Below are 24939 nucleotides of genomic sequence, written 5' to 3' on the forward strand. Positions count from 1 at the left end.
GTACTCACGCCGCACCCACCGTTCCGAGCTGCTTGCCGACCTGGCGCTGCTGCGCGGCCAGTTCGAACCGCCGCACCACCTCGTAGGCGACGACGACGGAGAGGACGATCGCGCCCTGCATGATCGTCACGATCTCGCGGGGCACGCCGACGTTGTCCAGGGCCAGGCCGGACTTGTCCAGGAACGCCCACAGCAGCGCACCGAACGCGATGCCACCGGGGTGGTTGCGGCCGAGCAGCGCGATGGCGATGCCCGAGAAGCCCAGGCCGGCGGGGAAGTTCAGGTTGTACGTGTGGTCACGGCCGAGGATCTCGGGCATCGAGACCAGGCCCGCGATCGCGCCGGAGAGCAGCATGGCGATCAGGACCATCTTCTTGGCGTTCACACCGCCCGCGGCGGCGGCCGTGGAGGACTGGCCGGAGGCGCGCAGCTCGAAGCCGAACCGGGTGCGGTTCATCATCACCCAGTAGCCGATGCCCAGCGCCGCGGCCAGGAAGACCAGGCCGAACACGGTGCCGGACGAGCCGAGGGAGATGCCGGGCACCCAGCCGCTCTCCGGGATCTCCGGGGTGCGGATGTTGTTGCCGCGCAGCTCGCCGAACACGTCGGAGCCGATGAGGTAGGCCGCGAGGCCCAGCGCGAGGCCGTTCATCATGATCGTGGAGATGACCTCGTTGACGCCCCGGGTCACCTTGAGGATCGCCGGGACGGCGGCCCACAGGGCGCCGGCGACGGCGGCGGTCAGGATGATCACCAGGGCGTGGATGCCGGGCGGCAGCGCGATCGAGCCGCCGACGACCGCGGCGACGACGGCCGCGACGCGGTACTGGCCCTCGACGCCGATGTTGAACAGGTTCATCTGGAACCCGATCGCGACGGCGAGCGCCGCGATGTAGTACGTCCCGGTGCTGTTGACGATGTCGACGGCCGTGGTGCCCTGGCCGACCTGCGACACCATGACCCCGAACGCCCGCAGCGGGTTCGCGCCGGACACGACCAGCGCGATGCCGCACAGCAGGGCGGAGAACAGGATCGCCAGCACCGGCGGCAGCAGTTTGCCGCGCAAGATTCCCATTACTCGCCTTCCACTTCCGCACCGGGCCGGGCCGCGGTGGCGCCCGTGCCCGCACCGGTCATCGCGCTGCCGAGGTCCTCGGGGGTCACCGCGGCCGGGTCGGCGTCGGCCACGAGCCGGCCGCGCAGCATCACCCGGATGGTGTCGGACAGCCCGATCAACTCGTCCAGGTCGGCCGAGATCAGCAGCACGGCGAGGCCGCGCGCGCGGGCGTTCTTGATCTCGTCCCAGATCAGGGCCTGCGCGCCGACGTCCACGCCCCGGGTCGGGTGGGACGCGATGAGCAGCACCGGGTCGCCGGACAGCTCGCGGCCCACCACGAGCTTCTGCTGGTTGCCGCCCGACAGGGCGGCGGCCGCCACGTCGATGCCGGGCGTGCGCACGTCGAACTCCTCGACGATCCGCCGGGTGTCCTCCTTGGCCCCGGCGAGGTCGAGCCACTGGCCCTTGGCGACGGGCCGGCGGGTCTGGTGGCCGAGGATGCGGTTGGCCCACAGCGGCTGCTCCAGCAGCAGGCCCTGGCGGTGGCGGTCCTCGGGGATGTAGCCGATGCCGGCCTCGCGGCGCTGGAGGGTGCTCGCCCGGGTCAGGTCGCGGTCGCCCAGCAGCACGCGGCCGTGGTGCGCCCGGCGGATGCCCATGATCGTCTCGACCAGCTCGGTCTGCCCGTTGCCCTCGACGCCGGCGATGCCGACGACCTCGCCGGCCCGCACCTCCAGGTCGATGCCGTCGAGGACGGGGCGGGTGCCCTCCTCGGCGACCAGGCCGAGGTCCTCGACCTTCAGCACGACGCGGTCGGTCACGGTGGACTCGCGCGTCTCGGGGCTGGGCAGCTCGCTGCCGACCATCATCTCGGCGAGCTGGCGGGAGCTGACGGTCTTCGGGTCGGCGGTGCCGACGGTCGTGCCGCGGCGGAGCACCGTGACGGAGTCGGCGATGGCGCGGACCTCGTCGAGCTTGTGCGAGATGAACAGGAACGTGAAGCCCTGCTCCCGCATCCCGCGCAGGGTGGCGAACAGCTCGTCCACCTCCTGGGGCACGAGCACGGCGGTCGGCTCGTCGAGGATGATCACCTTGGCGCCCCGGTAGAGGACCTTGAGGATCTCCACGCGCTGCCGGTCGGCCACGCCGAGCCGCTCGACCAGGACGCCGGGGTCCACGACCAGGCCGGTGGCCTTCGCCAGCTCCTGGATGCGCTTGCGCGCCTTGCCGCCGATGCCGTGCAGGGACTCCGCGCCGAGCACAACGTTCTCCTGCACGGTCAGGTTGTCGGCCAGCATGAAGTGCTGGTGCACCATGCCGATGCCCGCCTTGATGGCGTCGGCCGGGGTGCGGAACCGGACCTGTTCGCCGGCCACCTCGATGGTGCCCTCGTCGGGCTGCTGCATCCCGTAGAGGATCTTCATCAGGGTGGACTTGCCCGCGCCGTTCTCACCGCACAGGGCGTGCACCTCGCCGGCCTGCACGCTCAGGTGGACGTCGCTGTTGGCGACGACACCGGGGAAGCGCTTGGTGATGCCCGACAGGACGACGGCAGGGGTGGTAGTGCTCATGGAAGCTCCGTCAGTTCTCCGGCTGCGCCGGGGCTAACCACGCACCGAGCCCTGCGAGGGTGCTCGCAGGGCCCGGTGCGCCGGAGGCCGGATGGGTCAGGGCGTGGACTTGACCGCGATCTTGCCCTCGATGATCTGGGCCTTGTAGCCCTCCAGGACCTCCTGGAGCGCCGCGTCGATCTTGCCGCCGGAGGTGGAGTAGCCGACGCCGTCGACCTTCAGGTCGAACACCTTCGGCAGGCTCGCCAGGTCGTTCTTGGCGACCGCGCCCACGAAGTCGTACACCGCGACGTCGACGCGCTTGAGCATGGACGAGACGATCACGTCCTTGGACTCCGCGACGGTGGTCTGGTTGTACTGGTCGGAGTCGACGCCGATGGCCTTGACGTTGGCCGTCTTGGCGGCGGAGAACACGCCCTTGCCGGACGCGCCGGCCGCGTGGTACAGCACGTCGGCGCCGGCCTCGATCTGGCCGGTCGCGGCCTCCTGACCCTTGGTCGGGTCCTGGAAACCGGTGAAGTCACCGGCCGGGGTGAGGTACTTCTCCTCGATCTTGATGTCCGGCGCGGCGGCCTTGGCGCCCTGCTCGAAGCCCGCCTGGAACTTCTGGATCAGCGGGATCTCCACGCCGCCCACGAAGCCGACGTGGCAGGACTTGGACTGGTAGGCGGCGATGACGCCGGCCAGGAAGGAACCCTGCTCCTCGGCGAACACCAGCGGCGTCACGTTGGCCGCGCCCTCGACGGCGCCGTCCACGATCGCGAACTTGACGTTCGGGAACTCCGGCGCCACGACCTTCAGCGATTCGGCGTACGCGAAGCCGACGCCGATGATCGGGCTGAAGCCCTCACTGGCGAGCTGGCGCAGCCGGGTCTGCTTGGCGTCCTCCGCCTCGTTCGGGGCGGCGGTCAGCTCCTTGACGTTCTCCGGCTTGATGCCGTAGTCGGCCTTGGCCTTGTCCAGGCCCGCCGCGGCGGAGTCGTTGAACGACGCGTCGCCCCGGCCGCCGATGTCGTAGGCCAGACCCACCTTCAGGGCACTGCCGTCGATCTTCTCGCCGGCGTTGGACGCGCTGGAGGTCGCCGAGGCGGCGGCCGGCTTGTCGGCCAGCTTGCAGCCCTCGGCGGTGTTGGTCGACCCGGACCCGCCGGTGTTGCCACCGGTGTCCTTGGCGCACGCGGCCATCGACAGAACGCTGGTCAACGCGACCGCGGCCACCGCTAGGCCACGCATACGACGACGCACAGCTCGTCTCCCTCCCTGCTCAGTGAGCAGACCAATCCCGACGGCCATGTCGGGTTCCGAGTGGCGAACCGTACCCCGTGGTAATGACGCCCGCGCACCTACCGGCCCGCCGTGACCTAATCGTTGGTGCGACCGGGCGACACCGCCACTCGGCGTGATCCCCCGTGTTCCGCGCGTCGCACTCCGTCACGCAGGGTAAATTGCTGAACCACCGCCCGCGCTCCCCCGTAACCCCTGGTGGAGGTCGGGGCCAACGGCGGGGTCCCGGCCTTCGCCTCGCATACGGCGTTCCGCAGCGTCATCGCCCGGTTAGCCCGTTGGTGACGCGTTGGGCGCGCGTTGGCGGGTGGAGGTGCACTCCAGGCTGCACCGGTATCCACCCCAGGAGGACGACCTTGGACCCCCAGCAGTGGCTCGACAACTTCGAGGCAAAGCTGGCCGACCTTCAGCGCAAGTCGGCGGACCTTCAGGAGAACTTCGAGAACTCCCAGGCCACGGCCACCAGCCAGGACGGCTCGGTGACCGTCACGGTCGGTCCGAACGGGGGCCTGCTCAACCTCCAGCTGGGGCACCGCGCCGTCGAACTGGGGGCCGCCCGCCTGACCGCGGTCATCCTCCAGACCGCCCGCACCGCGCAGAAGCAGGCCGCGCAGAAGGTGATGGAGGCGTTCGAGCCGCTGGGCGAGGGCACCGAGGCCATGCGCATGGTCAGCGACTCGATCCCGGACGACGACCAGTCGCAGGTGGACGAACGCGACTACGCCGAGCCGGACCCCGAACCGGAACCGGAGCCCGCCCGCGCGACGCCGCCGTACGCGTCCCGGCAGATGCAGATGCCCGCGCGCCCGGCCCGCAGGGCGCCCGTGGACGACGACGACGAGAACCAGCCCTGGTGACGAGGAAGGTCTGAACCATGCCTGAAACCCCCATCGCCTCGCCCCCGGGGATGGAGATCACCGAGGAGAACAAGTTCAAGGGGTCGCTGTTCATCTCGGCCTGGGACGAGATGATCACGAGCATCGGCAAGGACGCCGAGACCGAGACGGAGAAGGCGCTCGACATCACCTTCGCCGCGATCGGCACGGCGTCGTCGATGGCGATGCTCGCCGTCGACCCCTTCGGCACGATCCTCGGCGCGGGCATCGGCTGGCTGATCGAGCACGTGAGCTTCCTCAAGGAGCCGCTCGACCAGCTCATGGGCGACCCCGAGGAGATCAACGCCAACGTCGAGGCGACGAAGGCGCAGGCCGCCGAGATCCGGGTGCTGGCCGAGGACCACCGCAGCGGGCTGGCCACGTTCGACGGGTGGTCCGGCTCGTCGTCCGAGGCGTTCAAGACCAACATGGACAGCATGGGCCAGGAGCTGGACGCGCTGGCCAACGCGGTCGAGCAGAAGGCGAAGATCGTCGCGATCTGCGGCGTGCTGGTGTCGGTGCTGCGCGACATCGTGCGCGACCTGATCGCCCAGCTGCTCGGGTCGCTGCTGGCGGGCGCGCTGATCGCCGCCGCCACCGCGATCATCACGTTCGGCGCGTCGATCGCCGCCTACATCGGCTTCGCGGTCGGCAAGGCCGTGGCGCTCGGCGTGAACATCGCGTCCCGCATCGCCCGCCTGACCGCCGCGCTCACGCGCCAGATGGGCCGGATCAAGAACCTCGACGAGATCACCGAGAAGGTCGGCAAGGGCTGGAACCGGTTCGAGAACATCGCCGACGTCGCCGAGGTCGGCTACGAGTCGTGGAAGGCGCAGAAGGGCGTCGACCGCGAGATCGACAAGGCGCTCGCCAAGGACGTGCAGGACGACAAGGTCACCGAGGCCAACAACAAGGCCGAAGAGGCCAACAAGAAGTACGAAGAGGCCAAGGCTGCGGAGACCAAGGCCGCCGAGGAGGCCAAGAAGGCCAACGAGGCGCTGAACACCGCCTCGGAGAAGGCCGCCGCCGCGAACGACAAGGTCGGTTCGGCCATCGACGAGGCCAACGCCGCCGCCGCGCGCGGCGACCAGGCCGGGTACGACGCCGCGATGGCGAAGTACGAGTCGGCCAAGACCGAGGCCGACGCGGCCCGCTCGGACGCCGCGAAGGCCGCCGAGGCCGCCGCGAAGGAGAGCCGCGACGTCGCCGACGCCGCGAAGGCCAGCAACGACGCGTTGAACGCGGCGAAGCCGTCGGACGAGGCCGCGAAGGCCGCGTACGAGGAGTACAAGAAGAACAACCCGGGCCCGGACGACCCCGGCCGCACGTCCGCCGAGACCGACATGTCGTCGAAGAACGACGCGGCGAAAGCGGCGAACGCCACGTACGAGCAGGCCAACGTGGACTTCGCGGCGGCCAACGCGGCGGCCGCCGAGGCCAACGCCAAGGCGTTCGCGTCGGGCGACGACGCCGACATCAAGGCCGCGGAGGAAGCGTCGAAGAAGGCCGAGCAGGCCGGCGCCGCGGTCGAGAAGGCGGCGGACGACGCGAAGTCGGCCGGTGAGGCCGCGAAGTCCAGCTACGACGCCTACCAGGAGAAGTACTCCCAGAACAGCGGCGGCACGAACGGCAGCAACTCGGTCACCACCTGAGGCCTCGTGCCCACCGGCCCACGAGGTCCGGTGTCCACGAGAGCCCGGTCACGGTCCAAGAGCGCGGAGAAGCATCCATGGCACGCGGTGGCGGCGCAGACCCCAGTTCCCCGGGCAACCCCTCGGGGAGCCCGTCCTCGCCGCCGCCGTCCGCCCCGCCACCCCCGGCCGGTGGGCCGACCGGGGGTTCCGGCTTCGGCATGAACTCCTCCTCCATGGAGGGGCTCCAGCGCAAGGCCGGTGACTTCCAGGCCCGCCTCGCCGCCATCTCCAGCGGCCTCACGGGGCTCAAGCTGGGACCGAACGCCCTCGGTCCCATCGGCATCGTCGCCGTTCCCGCCCTGAACAACTCCAACGACGCGTCGGTCGCGCAGGCGAACAACGCGTCGACCGCGATGGGCAACGTGCAGTCGGGCCTGAAGGCGACCGCGCAGACCCACGTGCAGAACGACCAGTTCAGCCGCGACCAGTTCAAGGCGATCGACCCGAACTCGAACGCCCAGCGGCAGCCGGGGTCGCCCGGCACCGGTCCGCTCGGGACGAAGGGGCCCGGCGGGCCGCAGGTCTCGCCGGTCAACAACCAGCCGGGCGCGTCCGGGCCCAACGGGCCCGGTGGCGGCAAGACGGCCGGCGGGCCGTCGGTCAGCCCGGTGAAGAACGTTCCCGGGGCTGCCGGTCCGAACGTGCCCGGTGGCGGCAAAACCGCCGGCGGGGCATCGGTCGGGCCGATCACGAACGTGCCGGGAGCCGCCGGCCCCAACGCGCCCGGCGGCGGGAAGACCGCCGGCGGGGCGTCCGTCGGACCCATCAAGAACATCCCCGGTGCCACCGGGCCGAACGTGCCCGGCGGCGGGAAGACCACCGGCGGGGCATCGGTCGGACCGATCACGAACGTGCCCGGCGCCACCGGGCCGAACGCGCCCGGCGGCGGCAAAACCGCCGGTGGGACGTCCGTCGGACCCATCACGAACGTGCCCGGCGCCACCGGCACCACCCCCGGCGGCACTCGCGGACCCAAGGGCGGGGCGTCGGTCGGGCCCATCGCCAACGTGCCCGGCGCCACCGGTGTCAACGCGCCCGGCGGCGGCAAGACCGCCGGCGGGGCGTCCGTCGGACCCATCACGAACGTCCCCGGCGCCACCGGCACCACCCCCGGCGGGACGCGCGGGACCGCCGGCGGACCCGGTGTCGGTCCCATCGCCGGTGTGCCCGGTGCCCCCGGTGCCACGCCGGGTGGTTCGAAGGGTTCGACCGGTGGTCCCGGCGTCAGCCCGGTGACGGGTGTGCCCGGCGCGTCCGGAGCAGGCCCCACCGCCAAGGGCGGCCCGACGCCGGGGGCGGCCCCGGTCACCGGCGTGACCACGCAGCCCGGCGCGGGCACGGCGGCGTCGAAGATCACCGCCGCTCTCGGTGGCGCGCCCTCGACCGTCACCCCGCCCGTGGGCGGAGCCCCGATGGCGGGCGGCCCCATGGGCGGCGCGGCACCCGGCGCGGCGGGCGGCACCGACCGGTCGAGCAAGTTCACCGGCGGCCCCGGCAAGGGCACCTTCGACGCACCCAAGGCACCCGCCGCCGACGGCACCATCACCAAAGCCCCGCCCACCTCGTCGTCCACCCCACCACCGGCACCCAAGCCGACGATCAACACCCCGATCACCCCGAGCATCCCGAGCGTCGGCACCCCGGGCGGTGGGGCCCAGGGTGGCGGCGTCCCGAGCACCGGCGCTCCCGGCAGCACACCCGGCACGCCCACGACCTCCACGCCGTCGACCACGGCCACCGCCCCGCCGACGACGCCGAAGCCGACTGCGGGAACGCCCCCGACCGTCACCCCGCCCGTGGGCGGAGCCCCGATGGCGGGCGGCCCCATGGGCGGCGCGGCACCCGGCGCGGCGGGCGGCACCGACCGGTCGAGCAAGTTCACCGGCGGCCCCGGCAAGGGCACCTTCGACGCACCCAAGGCACCCGCCGCCGACGGCACCATCACCAAAGCCCCGCCCACCTCGTCGTCCACCCCACCACCGGCACCCAAGCCGACGATCAACACCCCGAGCGTCACGCCGCCGCCGAGCCCGGCGTCGACGCCGAGTCCCACGTCGACGCCGTCCCCGGCCGGGCAGCAGCCGAGCACGCAGCAGCCGAGCGCTCAGCAACCGGCCGTGAAGACACCCCAGCCGGTCACGCCTCCCCCGGTCGCGGCACCGCCGATCACCGCACCCTCGACCGCAACTCCGTCCACCGCAACTCCGTCCACCGCGGTGCCGCCAAGCGCGGTGCCGCCGGCTGCCACGCCGGCCGCGACCGCGCCGCCGACCACGGGCAGCACGAGCGGGACCGCCAAGCCGAGCGGCCCGAGCGGCGTCTTCGACGCGCCCAAGCCCCCTGCGGGCGACGGCACGGTCAAGTCCGCCCCGACCGGGTCGCAGGCACCCCCGGCCGCTCAGCCGAGGCCGGCCACACCGTCCATCAGCACGCCACCACCGGTCAGCACCCCACCGGTCAACACCCCGCCGGTCAGCACCCCGCCGGTCAACACGCCATCGGCCGCGAACACGCCGACCCCGAACCAACAGGCCCCGGCCCAACCGGTCGCGAAGACGCCACAGGTCTCGGCACCCCCGGTCGCGCCTCCCCCGGTCTCGGCACCCCCGGTCGCGCCCCCACAGGTCTCGACGCCTCCGGTCTCGACGCCTCCGGTCTCGACGCCTCCGGTCTCGACGCCTCCGGCTCCCACGCCACCGATCTCGACGCCGTCCGCCTCGGCGCCTCCGGCTTCCACACCGCCCGCCTCGAAGCCGTCGATCCCCACACCTCCGGTTTCGACGCCGCCCGTCGCACCGCCGCCGGTGTCGACACCGCCGGTGGCGAGCGCCCCTCCGGTCAACGCGCCCTCGGTCGTCCCGCCTGCCGTCACCCCGCCGATCACCGCACCTCCGGTGACTCCCCCGGCAGCAACTCCCCCGGCGGCGACTCCCCCGGCGGCGACTCCCCCGGCCGCCAACACACCTGCGGCCGGCACGCCGCCGATCGCACCGCCGCCTGCCTCCGCACCACCGGCCTCCGCACCGCCCGCCCCCGTGCCACCTGCCTCGCCGGGAACGCCGAACACCAGCGGGCCCCACAGCAATGCGCCGACCGCCACCGCGCCGCCCACTCCGGGCACGCCGCCGAACTCCGGGGCTCCCGGCGCGTCGCCCAAGGCACCCGCGTCCGACGCGGCACCGGCTGCCGGCGCCGCACCGGACGTCAAGACCCGGCCCGCGCCGGACAACCAGGTGCAGACCCCCGCGGTCGCCGTGGTCGTGCCACCGGTCGCATCGCCGGCACCGGCGAAGAACAAGAAGGTCCGCGGCGGCGGAGCGCCGCCCAAGTTGGACGCCCCCACCGGGCCCCGCGGCAAGGACGTCATCGCCGACGAGTCCTGGCGGCACGACCCGGCCAGGACCGCCGACTGGTTCGCGCCCAGCGACCCCGTGTCGCCGGACGTGTGGGCGCCTCGCCGGGCCGACGCGCACTTCAAGACCGTGAACACGGTCGTCGCCGACGTCACCACCGACAGCACGCCCAGCAAGATCAAGTCCTACCAGGGGTTGGTCAACTACGACCTGCGCCGCATCGAGGTCGCGCCCGGCAAGTTCGTGCAGGACTACACGGTCAAGGTCCACCTCAAGCCCGGCAAGGACCCGGACGTCGACGCGCAGACCATCGCGGACCTCAAGGCCAAGGCGAAGACCGGTGTGGACGACCTGCTCAACCAGGGCTTCCGCCTGCCGAGCGGCGACCAGTTCCACCTCAACCTGGAGTTCACGAACGACCCGAAGGACGCCCACACCACCATCGAGGTCGGCAAGACCGGCACCGACCAGACCCACTGGAACCCGAACTCCAGCCCCAACCTCCTCGCCCACGAGACCCTGCACTACCTGGGCGTCCCGGACGAGTACTCGGACTCCACCCGCGTCTTCCAGCAGCACGCCACCAACTCCGGCGTGCACCTGAACGACGGCGGCATGATGGGCCGCGACGTCCTCGGCAACGACCCCGGCCTGCGCCCCCGCCACCTGTGGCTGGTCGAGCGCGCGGCCAACAGCCAGGTCGCGGTCCCGGACACGCTGCTCGACGACCCGGGTCCCACGTCGAGGCCCCCGACGACGTACGCGCCCCCGGTGACCACGGCACCGGCCCCGGCGCCGGACCCCGCCAACCCGGGCCCGAACGCGCCGAACCCGAACGCCACCCCGCCGGAGACGCCCGGCAGCCGGCCCGCCCCGAGCGGCGGCAAGCGCAAGCGCGACGGCGAGGACGGCGTCGACACCGACATGGACGTCGACACCGACACCGACGCCCGGGACGTGTCGAAGCGCCCGCGCACCGACACGGACCCGATCACCGGTGTGACGTGGGACAACGACGTCAACGCCCCGCTCGACCCGGCGGCCGACGTCGAGATGCCGGACGCCGACGCCACCACCGGCACCGACGCCGCCGGGGACGTGAACGGCCCGGTGGTCGACCTGCAGAGCAACGCGACGACCAAGTTCAACGACGCCTTCAAGGACCTCGCGAACGGCAGGCCGGTCCACCTGCCGACGCCGGGCGGCTACCTGGCGGACCTCGACGCGAACGTCAAGAACGACAAGCCGGTCGGCTTCGTCGTCAACGCCATCGTGCCGATCAAGGACATCGACGCGGACTCGCTGCGGAACGTGATCGGCCAGATCACGGCGGACGCCAAGGGCCTCGACGGCAAGGTCGCGTTCGTGATCGGCGTGAACACCCGGGGCGACCTGGACCCGAACGCGCAGGCTGCGGTCGAGGCGAAGCTGGCCGAGCTGGAACCGGTGCTCGCGGACATCGACGTGCCGGTGGCGCTGACCGGCTTCACCTGGAAGATGCCGTCCAGCGGCAACCTGCCGTACGGCACGATGCGCAACGAGACGCTGGACAGCGCGCCGAACAAGTTCGCGATCTCGGCGATGGCGAACAACGGGAGCCACCCGTACATCGCGGTGCAGGACTTCGACCTGGGCTCGCGCAACGTGCCGTCCGGTCAGCACGTCTTCAACCACGTCATCGACAGCATGAAGGGCCCCGACGGCCTCCCGCCGGCCCGCCCGCTGATGTTCAGCGGCGGCTACCGGACGCCCGACCTCGACACCCTGGTCCAGGACGTGGAGGCCAAGCTCCAGCAGACCGGCGGGACCATCCCGGACCCGGAGGCGTTCAAGAGCGACTTCGCCCGGAAGATCACGCAGGACATGGACGCCCGCGTCGAGCAGGCCAAGACCAGCCCGATGCTGCCGTACACGCCCGAGCCGAACCTGTTCTTCGACGGGGTCGCGCCGATGGTCGACCCGACCGTGCGGTTCGGCGACGGCGGCGCGGAGTTCTCGATGCTCGGCAGGTCGCTGAACAACTTCTTCGCCAACGAGCTCGGCGCCGTCTACGACCAGAAGATCGCCGACATCGAGGCGAACGCCGGCACCGGGGCGGACGGCGACGTCGACATGGACGCCGACGTCGCCGCCGACGTGGCGGACCAGAAGGACGTCCAGCTCTCGCAGCTGGCGGTCGACGCCCAGACCTACAGCCACCCGATCCGGACCCAGGCGTTCATCTCGGACTTCAAGGGCGGCGCGGTCGAGACCGACCTGACGCGCATCGCGGTCACCTACGTCCAGTCCGGCTCGCTCCCCCAGACGCACGCCGCGCTGGGCGGTGTCGCGGACCGCTTCTTCCACTCGAAGAAGGACAAGGGCGGCACGAGTCTCGGTGGCTTCCGGGACAAGTTCCCGCAGCTCGCCGCCATCGACCGCGACCCGACGAACCTCGCGGCCGACCCGGTCCCCAAGCTGAACCCGAACCCCGCGCTGACGGCGCCTCCCAAGGGGAACCCGGACGGACCCCCGCCCCGGCCGTCGACCGCACCCCAGTTCAAGGAGACCGCCAAGGTCGTCAAGGACCTGGGTGTCACCAGCACGCACAAGATCGACCAGGCCATGTCGAAGCCGGTGCCGGGCCATCCGGACGTGATCGCGGGTCTCGACCAGCGCAGCCGGATCGTCAAGGCCGTCGCGGGCGTCAACACCGCGATGTCCGGCCCGGAAGCGTCGATGCAGCGCAGGTTCGCGGCGATGAACAACATCGCGAACCTGCCCTCGACGCTCCCACCCGCCCCGAACGGCCTGTACGACGCGGTGGGCAAGGTGCGGGACGTCGACCCGGCGCAGCTGCGCGACGACGTGACCGGCTACGTGTCGTCCCTCCAGGCCACCCCGGTCACGGGCCCCGGCAAGGAGACGTCCGAGGCCCAGGTCGAGATCCGCAAGCAGCTCGCGAACTTCATCACGGACAACCCGACCACCAACGGCGACCTCGTCAACTCGGTTGTGCAGCCGGGGCCGACCCCGGAGTTCGACCCGTCTGTCCTGCGCGAAGTCCCCGGCGCGAAGTCCCGCGACGTGATGGCGGGTCCTGACGTTCACCCGGACAGCGGACCGGTGGAGACGGGTCCGCTGCCCGACGTGCCGGACCCCTCGCAGGTGAGGGCCGACGCCGAGAGCGCGGCGAACGCCGACCACATCGCCGCCCAGGCGCTCGCGACGCAGCTCCGGACGCCGATCGTGGTGCACCACCCGTCCGGTCCGCCGACGACCTACACGCCGTTCGGCACGGACCTGCCCCAGGTCGCCCCGATCGAGGTGGACGCGGTCCAGGGCCCGACCGGCCGGAGCACCTACACCCCGCACGTCACCCCGGCCTCCGGGCCGGACGTCGTGGGCACGCGCCCCGCGCCGACCCAGGGCGCGCCGGGCACCCGGCCCGCACCGACCCCCGACGTCCCCGGCACGCGGCCCGCGCCGACGCCCGACGTCCCGTCGCCCTCGAACACCACGACGCCGGACACCACCGCCCCCACCAGCACCGCCCCCACCAGCACGGCCCCCGGCACCACGAGCCCGGACACCGCGCCCCCGGGCGTGCCCGACACGCGCTCCCGGGACCTCGGCACCGACACCCGCACCGACACCGACACCGACACCGACGCGGACGTGCAACCGCCCAACGCGCCGCGCCTGCGGTTCCGGCCCACGCCGAACCCGGTCATCCCGATGGCCACGCTCACCCCGCCCAACCCGGGACCGGTCCTCACCACGAAGAACCTCCCGGACTTCTTCCAGGGCAACCAGGCGCTGGGCACGATCGCCCCGGTCGACGTGCAGGGCGCGCCGAAGGTCGCCGGCGCCGTCAACGGCCTGCGGGCCGACGACAAGGCCGCCATCGAGAGCGCCCTGACCTCGGACTTCGAGTCGTTCCTCGGCAACGGCCGGAACTTCCAGGTCAAGATCGGCCGGAACTGGTTCGAGGCCAACGTCCAGGCCACGATGATGCCGCCGGCCGACCCGGCCGCGGCGGTGACGACGCCCGGCACGACCACCAAGGTCGACATGACCGCGCAGAGCGGCACGGCGACGTCCACCACGACCAACCTGACCACGGCGAACGACGTCGGCGCGGCCGCCACGGCGGGTGTCGCGATGGGGCCCTACGGCTCGATCGGCGGCAAGGCCCAGCTGGCGACCCCGGCGACCGGCATCACCAGCTCGACCGCCACCACCGACCAGCGGATCATCCGCTCCGGTGAGGGTTCGACCACGGCGACGGTGCCGGTCAGCTACCGGATCACGCTGACCGACGCGCAGGGCAACGCCCAGCCGCCGATCACGGTCGACTCGGACCCGGCCGGCCCGGTCGACGTGACGCTCCAGATCCCGGACGACCTGTCGACCATCGTGGACTCGAAGCCGACGCTCGCGGCGAACCCGAACGCGCCGCGCGCGGACTGGGGCGCGCGCGTCGAGCACGCCGTGCCCGAGGCCGTCACGGACGTGAACTCGACGAAGGCGTTCTCGGACGTCGCGGCGAAGCTGCACCCGTCGATCACCAAGATCGGCTCGCCGGGCCGCGCGGCGCTCCAGACGTTCCTGAGCCCGACCACCATGCGCGACAACATGGGCGCGATGCTCACCGGCTGGGTGACCTCGCCGGACCTGGTCAGCCCGCACGCGAGCAAGGGCTCGGCGGTCCAGGCGCGCGCGACCCTCAAGGGCGCCGAACTGGTCGGCGTGCACGACGCGTCCCAGCTGCGCCTGCACGACTCGACCTCGTCGAGCACGGGCGTCACCGCGACGACGAAGACCGGGTTCGACGCCACCGCCGGGTTCGGCGGCAACATCGGCCAGGCGGGCGTGCTCGGCGGACAGGTCGGCGTGACGGCGACGTACTCGGCGCGCACCGCGGACAGCTCGAACGCGGGCACGAACACCGTGAACAAGACCGGCATCCAGCTCAAGGGCCAGACCGGCCTCTACAAGGTGACCGCGGACGTCGAGGTGCGCACGCCGAGCGGCGCGAACGTCACCGTGCCCGTCACCACGTACATGCGGCTGGGCCTGCCGGAGGCGGCGGCGCTGGACCTGCCGGTGCCCGACGGCACGCGGAAGGGCACCACCAAGCCGACCGACACGCCCCGCTTCGCGCCGCCGTACCTGGACTCCGCGTTCGCCGCGGGCAACGCGCGCGTCGGCGACTTCGAGCCGGCGAACCGCGTGCAGTCGCAGGTGGAGGCCGCCCTGAAGAACGTGGCCGGGTTCAAGGACTTCCTGCCGAACTGGAACGACCCGAACGCGAACCCGCGCAGCGGCAAGGGGCAGGGCTTCGCGGACGTCGCGCAGCAGCTGGCCAACCAGCGCAAGCTGAACCTGCTGTCGCCGACCGCGCTGAAGTCCAACATGGACAGCCTGCTCGGGCCGGGCGTCAACATCCAGCTGAAGAACTCCGACGCCACGACCAGCACCTACGTCAACGTCACGGTCAAGGCGAAGCTCTCCGGCACCACGCACCTCGGCCAGGCCGACGCCCGCAACATCCGCGGCGCGTCGTCCAGCGGCCCGAAGCTCGACAGCGCCACCGCCACCACGAAGGGCTGGAGCGGCGGCGTCGAGGGCAAGGTCGTGATCCCGGTCAAGACCGCCAACGCGACGCTCACGCCGACCCCGCAGTTCGGCGCCAAGTACAACCACTCGTGGACGTCGAAGAACACCGGCGGCCCGACGGTCAACTCGACGTCGCTCAACGTCGGCAGCCCGGACGCCCAGGTGTTCCAGGGCGACGTGGAGTTCGAGGTCGAGATCACCACGTTCACCCGGCCGCGCTCCTGGGTGCAGCGGGTGACCCCCGGCCTGCCCGGTCGGCAGGCGCCGCAGCCGCGCGTCGTGGCCCGCACCGTGGGCGCGTCGCTCGACCCGGCAGCGCCGAACAACCCCGAGATCCTGCCCGCGATCAGCGGCAAGGTGAACGTCTGGGTGTCGGACAGCTCGGCCCTGAAGGTCGACCCGAAGGGCTTCAAGCCCGGCGACCCGCAGGTCACGACGCTGACCGACGCGCCGACGGTGAAGGACCTGCTGACCAACCGCACCAAGCCGGCGTCGCCGGAGTTCCTGCACGTCGAGGCGGTCGCGAACACCACCGCGCTGCGGGACCAGGCGATCGACGCGCTCAACCGCGCGGCGAACGGCGACTCGGCGCTCACCGTGCCGGGCACCGAGTCTCGCAACCAGATCGACCGCATGTTCAGCCCGGAGAACATCAAGGCGAACCTGCGCAAGCTCGTCGAGACGGGCATGCAGGAGCAGGGCCTCAAGTACGACCGGCGGGTCACCGACCGCACCGGCTCGGTCGGCATGTCGATGACCCTGGGCAACCCGAAGCTCGTGTCGATCGCCGACGACACCGGCACGGAGAACGCCGTCACCGGCGGCTACAAGGCGGGCGACGCGTCGTCCACCAGCCGGTCGGTGGACATCACCGGCGGCGTCAACGTGCCGATCAGGCCGAACGCCACCCCACCGCCCGCCGGCGAGCCGACGCCCACGAGCGGTGCCGGCGGTGTGGCCGCGGTCGGCAAGTACACGCCGTGGGCCGACTCGAAGTCCCAGGCGCGCGAGGTGGCCGGCAGCGTCGACCGCAACGTGGTGACGCCGCCCGCCGCGCGGACCGTGCTGATCCAGCTCGACGCGGACGTGACGATCGTCGGGGAGAGCCGCGCGGGCAACGTCGTCCACGGCGGCACGCCGCGCGCCGAGGGCGCCTCGGTGAAGCTGCCCAAATCGGTGTTCGTGCGGGTCAGCGAGGACGTGGCGCGCGAGCTGGGCGTGCTGCCCAACGTCGCGCCGACGGTCGGCTCGCCGGACTTCGGCGGGATGGCGCCGCCGAAGACGCTCGCCAAGGACGAGCCGGGCTCGCTCGGACTGTCCGCCGTCGACAAGGTGCCGGACCTGTCCGCCGCGGTGGACGACCTCGTGACGCAGGTGAACGCGAAGACGTCGAAGCGGTTCGGCGACCCGCTGGTGCCCGACTCGGTCCTCAAGGACTCGATGAACAACCTCCAGCGCCTGGTCGACTTCTCCTCGCCGGCCTCGGTGAAGGCGATGATCGACAGCGCGCTGGACGGCGGCGTGCCGCTGCTGGTGCACCAGCCGGGGACGTTCGGCAAGGACTCGTTCCAGGTCACGCTGCGCGCGAAGGCGGGCGAGCCGAAGTTCGACCGGGTGGTCAACGACGGCGTCGACGTGGAGCACACGATCGCCGGGGCCGAGAAGGTCACCACCGGGCAGGGCCGGGGCTCCGGCTGGGGCGTGGGCGTCAAGGCGCCGGGCCTGGCCTCGCCGGGCAGCGCGAACCCGAACGTGTCCGGCACCGCGGGCGTCATCGCGTCGGCCAACTACGGGCACGCCAAGTCGAGCACGGTCACCGACGCCACGACGCACCAGTTCGGCCACCTGCGCGCGGGCAGCGGCCCGGCCGCGAAGTACACCGTGCCGGTCGAGTTCGAGCTGGTGGTGGAGCGCGGCGACAAGGAGATCGCCAGGGCGACCACCGGCGCGCAGGAGATGGGCATCCGGCTGCACGCCGACAACCAGCGCGTCGCGGACCCGGCCGCCGGGCCGACGCCGCCGTACATGGCGGCGGCGATCAAGCGCGGCGCCGAGTTCGGCACGCCCACCGCGGCGCGGGCGTGGCAGCAGGCGGGGTCGCCGTCGTCGTTGCCGCCGAACGCGTCGGTGGAGAACCTGCGCGGCGCGAAGGACCTGCGGGACGCGGCGGTGAAGGCGCTGACCGACGCGGGTGCGAAGCCGGGCATCACCGGCAAGGGCAGCGGACCGCTGAACACCCTGCTGGCCACGCTCAGCTCGGAGAACCTCCAGCCGGGCCTGCCCGGCATGCTGGACGGGCCGCTGGACGTGCCCGGCCTGCACGAGGCCGCGCTCACGTTCGGCCAGGACGCCGACGTCAAGGTGTACGCGAAGCTGGTCAACCCCCGGCTCGGCGCGCTCAGCGACGGCGTGAACCTGGAGAACCCGGTCTCGGTGGTCAGCACCACCAGCGGCGAGGCCAAGGTCACCGAGAGCGCCGACGTGTCGGTGGGCTTCGCGACCGGCAGCGCGGCCGTGAAGCAGGGGACGGACCCCAAGGACACGGTCAACTTCACCACCGGCGGCGTCGAGGTCAGGCACGCGGCCGAGGACTCGCAGGCGGTGTCCGGCGGCGCGACCGACAACAAGGTCAACAACCTCAAGGCGCAGGGCCGCACCGGCCTGGTCGAGTTCGACGTCGAGTACCGGGTCGTCGCCACGATCGGCGGCAGGACGGGTGTCGTCGACCTGGCCGTGCCGGGTTCGGCCGCGGTGCGGATGCCCGCGCCCGAGGCGCAGACCGTGCTGGGCAAGGACTTCGACCCGGAACTGGCCAAGGCGCAGGACGACGTCAAGGCCGCGGCGAAGAGCTGGCGCGACGCGGAGGTCGCGGTCGACAAGGCCCGGCACGCGGCGCAGGACGCGATCAACGCCGCCGCCGCCGAACTGGCGAAGACCGACGCCGAGATGCACGCGCTGTCCAACGACCTGAACGGCGTGATCGGCACCGCCGGCACCGAGTCGGGCAAGGTCGACGGCCTGGCGAAGGCCGTGGACGACGCGCACGACTCCGTGGCCGACCTCCAGCAGCGGGTCAAGGACCTCAACACCGAGGTCGGCGAGCTGGACGTCGTCGCCCAGAACGCCGACGAGGCGCTGCGCGACGCGACCGCGGACGTGGAATCGTCCGCCGACACCGTCGCCGACCTGGAGTTCCGGCTCGGCGAGGCGCGGGAGAAGCTCGACACGGCGAAGCAGGACCTCGACGCGGCCGAGAAGGCGCTCGCCGACCACCGGGCCGCGCCGCCGCCCGTCGAGGGCGCGCCGCCGGTGGACCCGGCCGTCGAGCGGGGCCTGGCCGACGCGGTGGACACCGCGAAGAGCACCCGCGACGGCGTGCGGGCCGGCGTGGACCGCCTCGGCGCCGAGCTGGACGACGCGAAGGCGCAGCACTCGACGGACCTCGACGCCCAGCGCGACGCGAAGGACGCGGCCGAGCGGGCCAACGCGGACCTGGAACGGGCCGAGGGCGACCTGAAGACCGCCCGCGACGACCTGAAGACCGCGCGCGACACCCTCGACCAGGCCAAGACCGACCTGCGCGACCAGCAGCGGACCGTCCGCGACACGACGGCGGACCGCGACGCGAAGCAGGCCCGCTACGACGTGCTGCTCGCCGCCCGGGACGCGCAGGAGGCCAGGATCGCCGCGGCCGAGGTCGTGCTGAACGACCGCCGGCAGGAGGCGGACGCACGGCAGCAGGCGTGGTGGGACGCCAAGCGCGTCGTCGACCAGCGCGTCGACACCTACAACGCGACCCCGGCTCCCGCACCGGTCCCGGCTCCCGCGCCGGCCCCCGCGCCGTCGAACGACGGCACCCCGCCGCCGCCTCCCGGGACGCCGGTCGTCACGCCGCCCGCCGCACCGCCGCTGAACCGCGACGTGCCGGTGACGCAGCCGGGCGTGCCCCAGGTGGCCCAGACCGATGCGGCCGGCGCGCCCCCGGCCGCGCGCGCGGTGCGCGGCCCGGGGCCCGAGCGGTCGTTCGACCTGCCGCCCGGCGCCACCGACCTGCCGCCGGCCGACCGCGCGGTGCTCGACACCCTGGCGAAGGACCTGGTCGAGCAGAACGGCATCCGCGACCGCAAGGGCTACCAGCGGCCCACCGTCGCGGTCACCGGCCCGGACGCGCGGCTCGTGGCCGACGCCCTGGCCGCGCACGGCGTCGACGCGACCGTCCGCGACACCACGACGCCGACCACCGACGTGCACGTCGACTGGGAGCTCAAGCGCACCGACGGTTGGACCCCGCCCGCTGCCCCGGTGGGCGCCAAGGTCACCGACACCGTCATCACGTCGTCCGGACCGGCCGCCCCGCACCCGGTGCTGGACGACCCGTCCTGGCGGCACAGCACCGCACCCACCGCCGACTGGTTCGCCAACCCCGCGCCCGCGTCCGACGCCGACATCGGGACCGCCCGCGCCGGCGCGCCGATCACCGGCCGCGTCCGCGGCGAGGACGGCGGTGTCATGAACACCACCACCGTCGGTCGCGACGGCGTGAAGATGAAGGCGTGGCGCGGCCCGATCGCCTACGACACCCGCGTGCTGGACGTCAACGGCACCCCGGTCCGCGACTTCACCGTCAGGGTGCACCTCGACCCGGCAGGCCACGCCGACCCCGCGCAGCTCGCCGACGTGCGCGACCGCACCCGCGCGGGCGTGGATCGCCTGTTCAACCAGGGCCACCGGCTGCCGAGCGGCGAGCAGTTCCACGTCACCGTCGAGTTCACCACCGACCCCGCCGACGCCCACGCCACCGTGAAGGTCGCCGCGCCCGACGGCCGCGCCAACCAGCTGAGCTGGCCCGTGGACACCGACCCGCGCCGCCTCGCGCACGAGGTCGGCCACTTCCTCGGCCTGCACGACGAGTACTTCGAGACCGGCAAGGCGAGGCCGATCTTCCAGCACCAGGACGGCAAGGGCCGGGTCATGGGCGACAACGCGCCCATGACCGACGGCATCGACGAGGCCGACGCGAGCCTCAAGCCGCGCAACCTGTGGCTGGTCGAGAACCGGATGCGCGCGCTGGAGTCGTCCAACGACCCGGCGGCCGTGTGGACGGACCCGAGCGCCGTGGTCCCGGCCCCCGGCACGACGGACGCGGGCACGACGGACGCCGACACGTCCGCGGACCAGGACGTGCGGGCCCCGAACGCGCCGCGCTGGAGGTCCCGGCCCGCGCCGACCCCGGCCGTCCCGCTGGTCACGATCACCCCGCCCGCCAGGCAGGCGGCCGAACTCGACCACCAGCGGGCCGTGCGGGAACGCGCCGACCTGGAGACGCGGATCACCACCGTCCGGACCGACCTGGCGCAGCAGCGGGACGCGGCCGACGTCCAGCAGGCGAACTGGTGGAACGCCAAGACCGAGGCCGACCGGCGACTGGCGACGTTCACCACCCCGTCCACCGGCACCCCGTCCACGGGCACTCCACCGCCCGCCGCCGGGACCACCACCCCCCGGTCCGGCCCGGCCTCCGCGCCCACGCCCGGCGCGCAGACCTTCGGCGCGCAGACCTTCGGCGCGCCGGCGGCCACCGCCACGAGCACGTTCGGCACGCCCACCGCGAGCACCTTCGGCGCACCCGCCGCGGGCGGCACGCCCACCCCCGGCACGCCGACTCCGGGCCCGTCGAGCACCGCCGCCCAGCGGGACGCCGCCGCCGCTGCCCTGACCTCGCGACACCAGTCCGAGCGGACCGCGGAGAGCAACGCCGTCGCGGCCCGCCAGGCGGCCGAGAAGCAGGCCGAGGCGCTGGCGCTCCAGGCGAAGCAGCAGGCCGACTACAACGCCGAGAGCGCCGCCGTGGCCGCGAGGCTCGACGCCGAGCGCCTCAAGGCCGAGGCCGACCTGCTCACCAGGCAGCAGCAGGACCGCGTCGCCGAGAGCAACGCGCTCGCCGCCCGGCTCCAGGCCGAGTACGACCGCGTCTCCGCCGAGCTGGCGGCCAACCAGCAGGCGCACCGGCAGCAGTTCGCCACCCAGGTCCTGGCGAACCAGAAGCTGGAGCGGGAGCAGGTGGAGGCGCAGATCCAGCAGCAGCTCGCCGTCGCGCCCGGGTCGTTCGACCCGGACCAGGTCCGGCAGCAGGTCCTGAACAACCAGGCGGCCTTCCTGCGCACCGTCGAGCAGCAGCTCAACGCCGAGCAGGCCGCCGAGCGGCAGCGGGTCGAGCAGGAGCTGGTCGCCCGGCAGGACCAGGACCGCAAGACCGCCGAGCAGCAGCTCGACCAGCGGCAGCTCGTCGAACGGCAGCAGGCCGCCCAGCAGCTCAAGACCGCCCAGGACGCCGAGCGCCTCAAGGCGGAGCAGGACCTCAAGGCAAGGCAGCTGCTGGAGCAGCGGCAGGCCGAGGCGGCGCTCGACACCCGCCAGGCAGCCGAGCGCAAGGCCGAGGAGGACCGGCTCAACGCCCGGCACAACGCCGAGCACGCGGCCGAGCTGGCCAGGTGGCTGCCGCCGGGCACGAAGCACGCCGCGGCGTTCGCCGACGACAACGCCGCGGCCACGTGGGCGAACACGGCCTACCCCGGCCTGTCGAACGTGAACCGGGTGAACTTCGAGAACAACGTCCCCGGCCACAACGTCAACTGCACGAACTGCGTGATCGCCACCCACGAGACGCTGCACGGCCGCCCGGTCGCGGCGCCGCCGCTGCCCGCACCGGCGCCGGGTACGTACCTGGAGGCCACCTTCGCCTCGACGTTCCGGACCGTCGCGAACTACCACGAGGTGGTCGACCACCTGGCCGCGCAGCCCGGCAGGCACGTCAGCATCGGCATCACCCGCCCCGACGGCACCGGGCACGTCTTCAACGCCTGGAACGACCGCGGCGACATCACGTTCTTCGACTCGCAGAACAACCGCCCGGCCGACCTGGAGCGCGACGTGGTCACGATCCAGTTCATCCCGCTGCCGGACCTGCCGCAGCCGGCCCCGCCGCCCACCGCCGCGGCGCCGACGGCCGGCCCGGTCCCGTAGCGTCGACCGACACCCCCGACCAGAGCAGCAGACATCCGGAACCGATGAGGTGCGCGTGACGCAAGCACGGGACACTGCCGACCAGTGGCTCGACCGGGCCTATGGCGGCACGGTGAAGTCCAGCAGGCACCCGCTGCTGGAGACGTCACGGGTCGCGGTGTTCGGCTGCCGGTTCCGCGAGAGCCGGGACCCGCTGCTGGCCGCCACGATCGCCGTGCCGACGACCGGCGAGGCCCCGTACCCGCTGCCCAACGACCGCCCGTTCGACGACCTGGGCCTGGACGGGGACGCGGCGGACTCGGACGTGGCGGACTGGCACGCGCCGGCCGAAGCCGACTGGACCAGGCGCGTCAACGCGCGCAACTGCGTCATCGCCCTGGACGCGGCCGTCGACCGCGCCCCGGCCTCCGCGCTGCCGTGGCGCCCCACCGACGAACGGCCGGGGTGGTGGGAGCGGCTGCACACCGCGCACTTCCCGGGGGCGGAGGTCGCGACCTGCGCGACGTGGTCCGAGGTGGTCGAGGCGGTGCGGGCCGGCGGGCCGGACACCAGGGGTGTCATCTGGGTGCGGCGGGAACTGGCCGGTGTGGAGGCGACCGGCCACCTCCTCTACGCGCACAACGACAACGGCGAGGTGGCCGTGCTGGACGCCCTGCGGGGCACCCTCGCCGACCTGGAGACGGCGACCGTCGGCAGCCTCGTCCTGGCCCGCTTCCACCGGGCCCGACCGGTCGTGCCCGAACGGGACTTCGCCGGCGCCGTCCGCGCGGCCGAGCGGCACCTGGCGGAGGTCTACGGCGACGAGGTGGTCCTGGTGGACCCGTCCCCGGAGGACGAGCTGTCCAAGGGCTGGCTGTTCGCCTGCACGACCCGCGCCTTCCGGTCCTCGGGGGACCCCCGGGACCAGATGCTCGACGCGGCCCTGGTCGTGCCGAAGGACGCGGGCCGCACCCCCTTCGCGCTGCCCAACGCCGACCCGTGGGCGTGGCTGTCCCGGTGGGACGCGGGCGACGCGGACCTGCCGGCGCCCCCGGCCCCGGGCCCCGCCGCCTGGTTCGCCCCCACCCTCGCCCGCCTGGGCGAGGTCACGGACATCACCACCCACACCCGGTGGGATGACGTGCTGGCCGACTTCACCACCCGCGCGGTCGGCACGGCCGCCGTGATCTGGGTCCGCCGCCACGACCGCCGCGGCCGCGAGTCCGTGGGCCACCTGGTCAACGCGCGCAGGGCCGAAGGCGGCCTCCAACTGGCCGACGGCAGCACCGCGGTCCCCTTCACGCCGCCGGACGAGGGCACGGCCACCCTGCACGTCGTCCACTACCGGTGACGGCGCGCCCCGCGAGGCCGCGGTCGGACGGGCGGACGAGCCGCCGCCAACGGCGCTGATCAGGCCGGGCAGGTCCGCAGTGGACGGTACCGGTCACACGTTCGTGTGTGACCAGCACCACACGTGCTTGCCCTGGCGGCCCGAGGCGAATCGATACAGCGCCCGTGCGGTGTCTCGTCGCTCACAGACGGGTCGGGCCGTTGGGTCGGCCGATGTCCACGGGACTAGCATCGGATGGTCAAGGTCCGAGTACTCAGTCAAGTACCGGAGACCAGTCCACCACTGACGCTGGAGGCCGTAGCTCATGGCCGGCACCACCGCACCCGAGCGGGCGGGCAGCAGCTCCAAAGGGGGCGGAACGCTCTACCGCGGCGACCTGGGCATGTGGTCCTGGGTCGCCCACCGCATCACCGGCGTGCTCACGTTCTTCTTCCTGTTCGCGCACGTCCTGGACACCGCGCTGGTGCGGGTGTCGCCGGACGCGTACGACAAGGTCATCGAGACCTACAAGAACCCGATCGTCAACCTGTTCGAGGTGGGCCTGGTCGGCGCGGTGCTCTACCACGCGCTGAACGGCATCCGCGTGATGCTGATCGACTTCTGGGAGAAGGGCGCCCGGTACCAGCGCCAGATGCTGTGGGCCATCCTGGGCCTCTGGGTGCTGGTGATGATCCCCGGCACCTACTTCATGATGGTCCGCACGATCACGGACATGTTCGGCGGGGGTCACTGACCATGAGCGAACTGATCCTGGACAAGCCGCGCTCCCCGCGCCGCCCCGCCGCCCGCCGCAGCAACTTCGAGCTGCACAGCTGGCTGTTCATGCGCATCTCGGGCGTCGCCCTGGTGGTCCTCGTGCTCGGCCACCTGTTCATCATGAACATCCTCGACGGCGGCGTGCACCGCATCAACTTCGGCTTCGTCGCGGGCCGCTGGGCGTCCCCCTTCTGGCAGATCTGGGACCTGGCGATGCTCTGGCTGGCGCAGATCCACGGCGGCAACGGCCTGCGCACCGTGATCAACGACTACGCCCGCAAGGACGCGACCCGGTTCTGGTTGAAGATGCTGCTCGTCGTCTCCATGGTGCTGATCCTGTTCACCGGGACGTACGTGATCTTCACCTTCGACCCGAACATCACCGACTGACCCGC

12 protein-coding genes are annotated in these 24939 nt (G+C 72.7%); 6 read left to right on the plus strand and 6 right to left on the minus strand.

Going from position 1 to position 24939, the window contains the following annotated elements; genetic code table 11:
* Positions 1 to 4: 4 nt before the first annotated feature.
* From J2S66_RS25205 to J2S66_RS25215, 3 genes are all read right to left on the minus strand, one after another.
* Entirely contained in the window at positions 5 to 1075 is a 1071-nt protein-coding gene (locus J2S66_RS25205) for an ABC transporter permease (RefSeq protein ID WP_310309778.1), read from the minus strand.
* Positions 1075 to 2628 carry an ABC transporter ATP-binding protein gene (locus J2S66_RS25210; RefSeq protein WP_310309779.1) on the minus strand — a complete coding sequence of 518 codons (1554 nt, stop codon included), beginning with the start codon at positions 2626 to 2628 and terminating at the stop codon, positions 1075 to 1077. Before J2S66_RS25210 ends, J2S66_RS25205 begins: the two co-directional genes overlap by 1 nt.
* Before the next feature lie 96 nt (positions 2629 to 2724).
* Entirely contained in the window at positions 2725 to 3861 is a 1137-nt protein-coding gene (locus tag J2S66_RS25215; RefSeq protein WP_310309780.1) for a BMP family lipoprotein, read from the minus strand.
* A gap of 407 nt (positions 3862 to 4268) precedes the next feature.
* Between J2S66_RS25215 and J2S66_RS25220 the strand changes: the two genes are divergently transcribed.
* A complete protein-coding gene (locus J2S66_RS25220; protein WP_310309781.1) occupies positions 4269 to 4769 on the plus strand; it encodes a YbaB/EbfC family nucleoid-associated protein in 501 nt (166 codons plus the stop codon).
* A 17-nt stretch (positions 4770 to 4786) separates the two neighbouring features.
* A complete protein-coding gene (locus J2S66_RS25225; RefSeq protein ID WP_310309782.1) occupies positions 4787 to 6439 on the plus strand; it encodes a WXG100 family type VII secretion target in 1653 nt (550 codons plus the stop codon).
* Here the strand turns inward: J2S66_RS25225 and J2S66_RS25230 are convergent.
* From J2S66_RS25230 to J2S66_RS25240, 3 genes are read right to left on the minus strand one after another with little or no spacing between them, the layout of a single operon-like run.
* On the minus strand, positions 6429 to 8534 hold the full coding sequence (locus J2S66_RS25230) for a hypothetical protein (RefSeq protein WP_310309783.1): 2106 nt from the start codon (positions 8532 to 8534) through the stop codon (positions 6429 to 6431). The genes J2S66_RS25225 and J2S66_RS25230 overlap by 11 nt on opposite strands.
* Positions 8535 to 8585: 51 nt before the next feature.
* Positions 8586 to 8843 carry a hypothetical protein gene (locus J2S66_RS25235; protein ID WP_310309784.1) on the minus strand — a complete coding sequence of 86 codons (258 nt, stop codon included), beginning with the start codon at positions 8841 to 8843 and terminating at the stop codon, positions 8586 to 8588.
* A gap of 36 nt (positions 8844 to 8879) precedes the next feature.
* The gene (locus tag J2S66_RS25240) at positions 8880 to 9638 is read right to left on the minus strand and encodes a hypothetical protein (protein ID WP_310309785.1); all 759 of its coding nucleotides are present in this window, start codon (positions 9636 to 9638) and stop codon (positions 8880 to 8882) included.
* A gap of 76 nt (positions 9639 to 9714) precedes the next feature.
* Between J2S66_RS25240 and J2S66_RS25245 the strand changes: the two genes are divergently transcribed.
* The 4 genes from J2S66_RS25245 to J2S66_RS25260 all read left to right on the plus strand — a co-directional run bounded on the left by J2S66_RS25245 (position 9715) and on the right by J2S66_RS25260 (position 24934).
* A complete protein-coding gene (locus J2S66_RS25245; RefSeq protein ID WP_310309786.1) occupies positions 9715 to 22458 on the plus strand; it encodes a toxin glutamine deamidase domain-containing protein in 12744 nt (4247 codons plus the stop codon).
* A gap of 55 nt (positions 22459 to 22513) precedes the next feature.
* Complete coding sequence (locus J2S66_RS25250; protein WP_310309787.1) at positions 22514 to 23788, plus strand: YrhB domain-containing protein; 1275 nt, start codon at positions 22514 to 22516, stop codon at positions 23786 to 23788.
* Between the two features lie 304 nt (positions 23789 to 24092).
* Complete coding sequence (sdhC, locus tag J2S66_RS25255; RefSeq protein ID WP_310309788.1) at positions 24093 to 24521, plus strand: succinate dehydrogenase, cytochrome b556 subunit; 429 nt, start codon at positions 24093 to 24095, stop codon at positions 24519 to 24521.
* Between the two features lie 2 nt (positions 24522 to 24523).
* Positions 24524 to 24934, plus strand: a complete 411-nt coding sequence (locus J2S66_RS25260) for a succinate dehydrogenase hydrophobic membrane anchor subunit (protein ID WP_310309789.1) — start codon at positions 24524 to 24526, stop codon at positions 24932 to 24934.
* Positions 24935 to 24939 lie beyond the last annotated feature (5 nt).

The sequence above is a fragment of the Saccharothrix longispora genome (assembly GCF_031455225.1).
Classification (GTDB): Bacteria; Actinomycetota; Actinomycetes; order Mycobacteriales; family Pseudonocardiaceae; genus Actinosynnema; species Actinosynnema longispora.

Coding starts and splice junctions, on each gene's coding strand:
- J2S66_RS25210 (WP_310309779.1), bottom strand. CDS start 2,628: ATGAGCACTACCACCCCTGCCGTCGTCCTGTCGGGCATCACCAAGCGC.
- J2S66_RS25260 (WP_310309789.1), top strand. CDS start 24,524: ATGAGCGAACTGATCCTGGACAAGCCGCGCTCCCCGCGCCGCCCCGCC.
- J2S66_RS25225 (WP_310309782.1), top strand. CDS start 4,787: ATGCCTGAAACCCCCATCGCCTCGCCCCCGGGGATGGAGATCACCGAG.
- J2S66_RS25205 (WP_310309778.1), bottom strand. CDS start 1,075: ATGGGAATCTTGCGCGGCAAACTGCTGCCGCCGGTGCTGGCGATCCTG.
- sdhC (WP_310309788.1), top strand. CDS start 24,093: ATGGCCGGCACCACCGCACCCGAGCGGGCGGGCAGCAGCTCCAAAGGG.
- J2S66_RS25215 (WP_310309780.1), bottom strand. CDS start 3,861: ATGCGTGGCCTAGCGGTGGCCGCGGTCGCGTTGACCAGCGTTCTGTCG.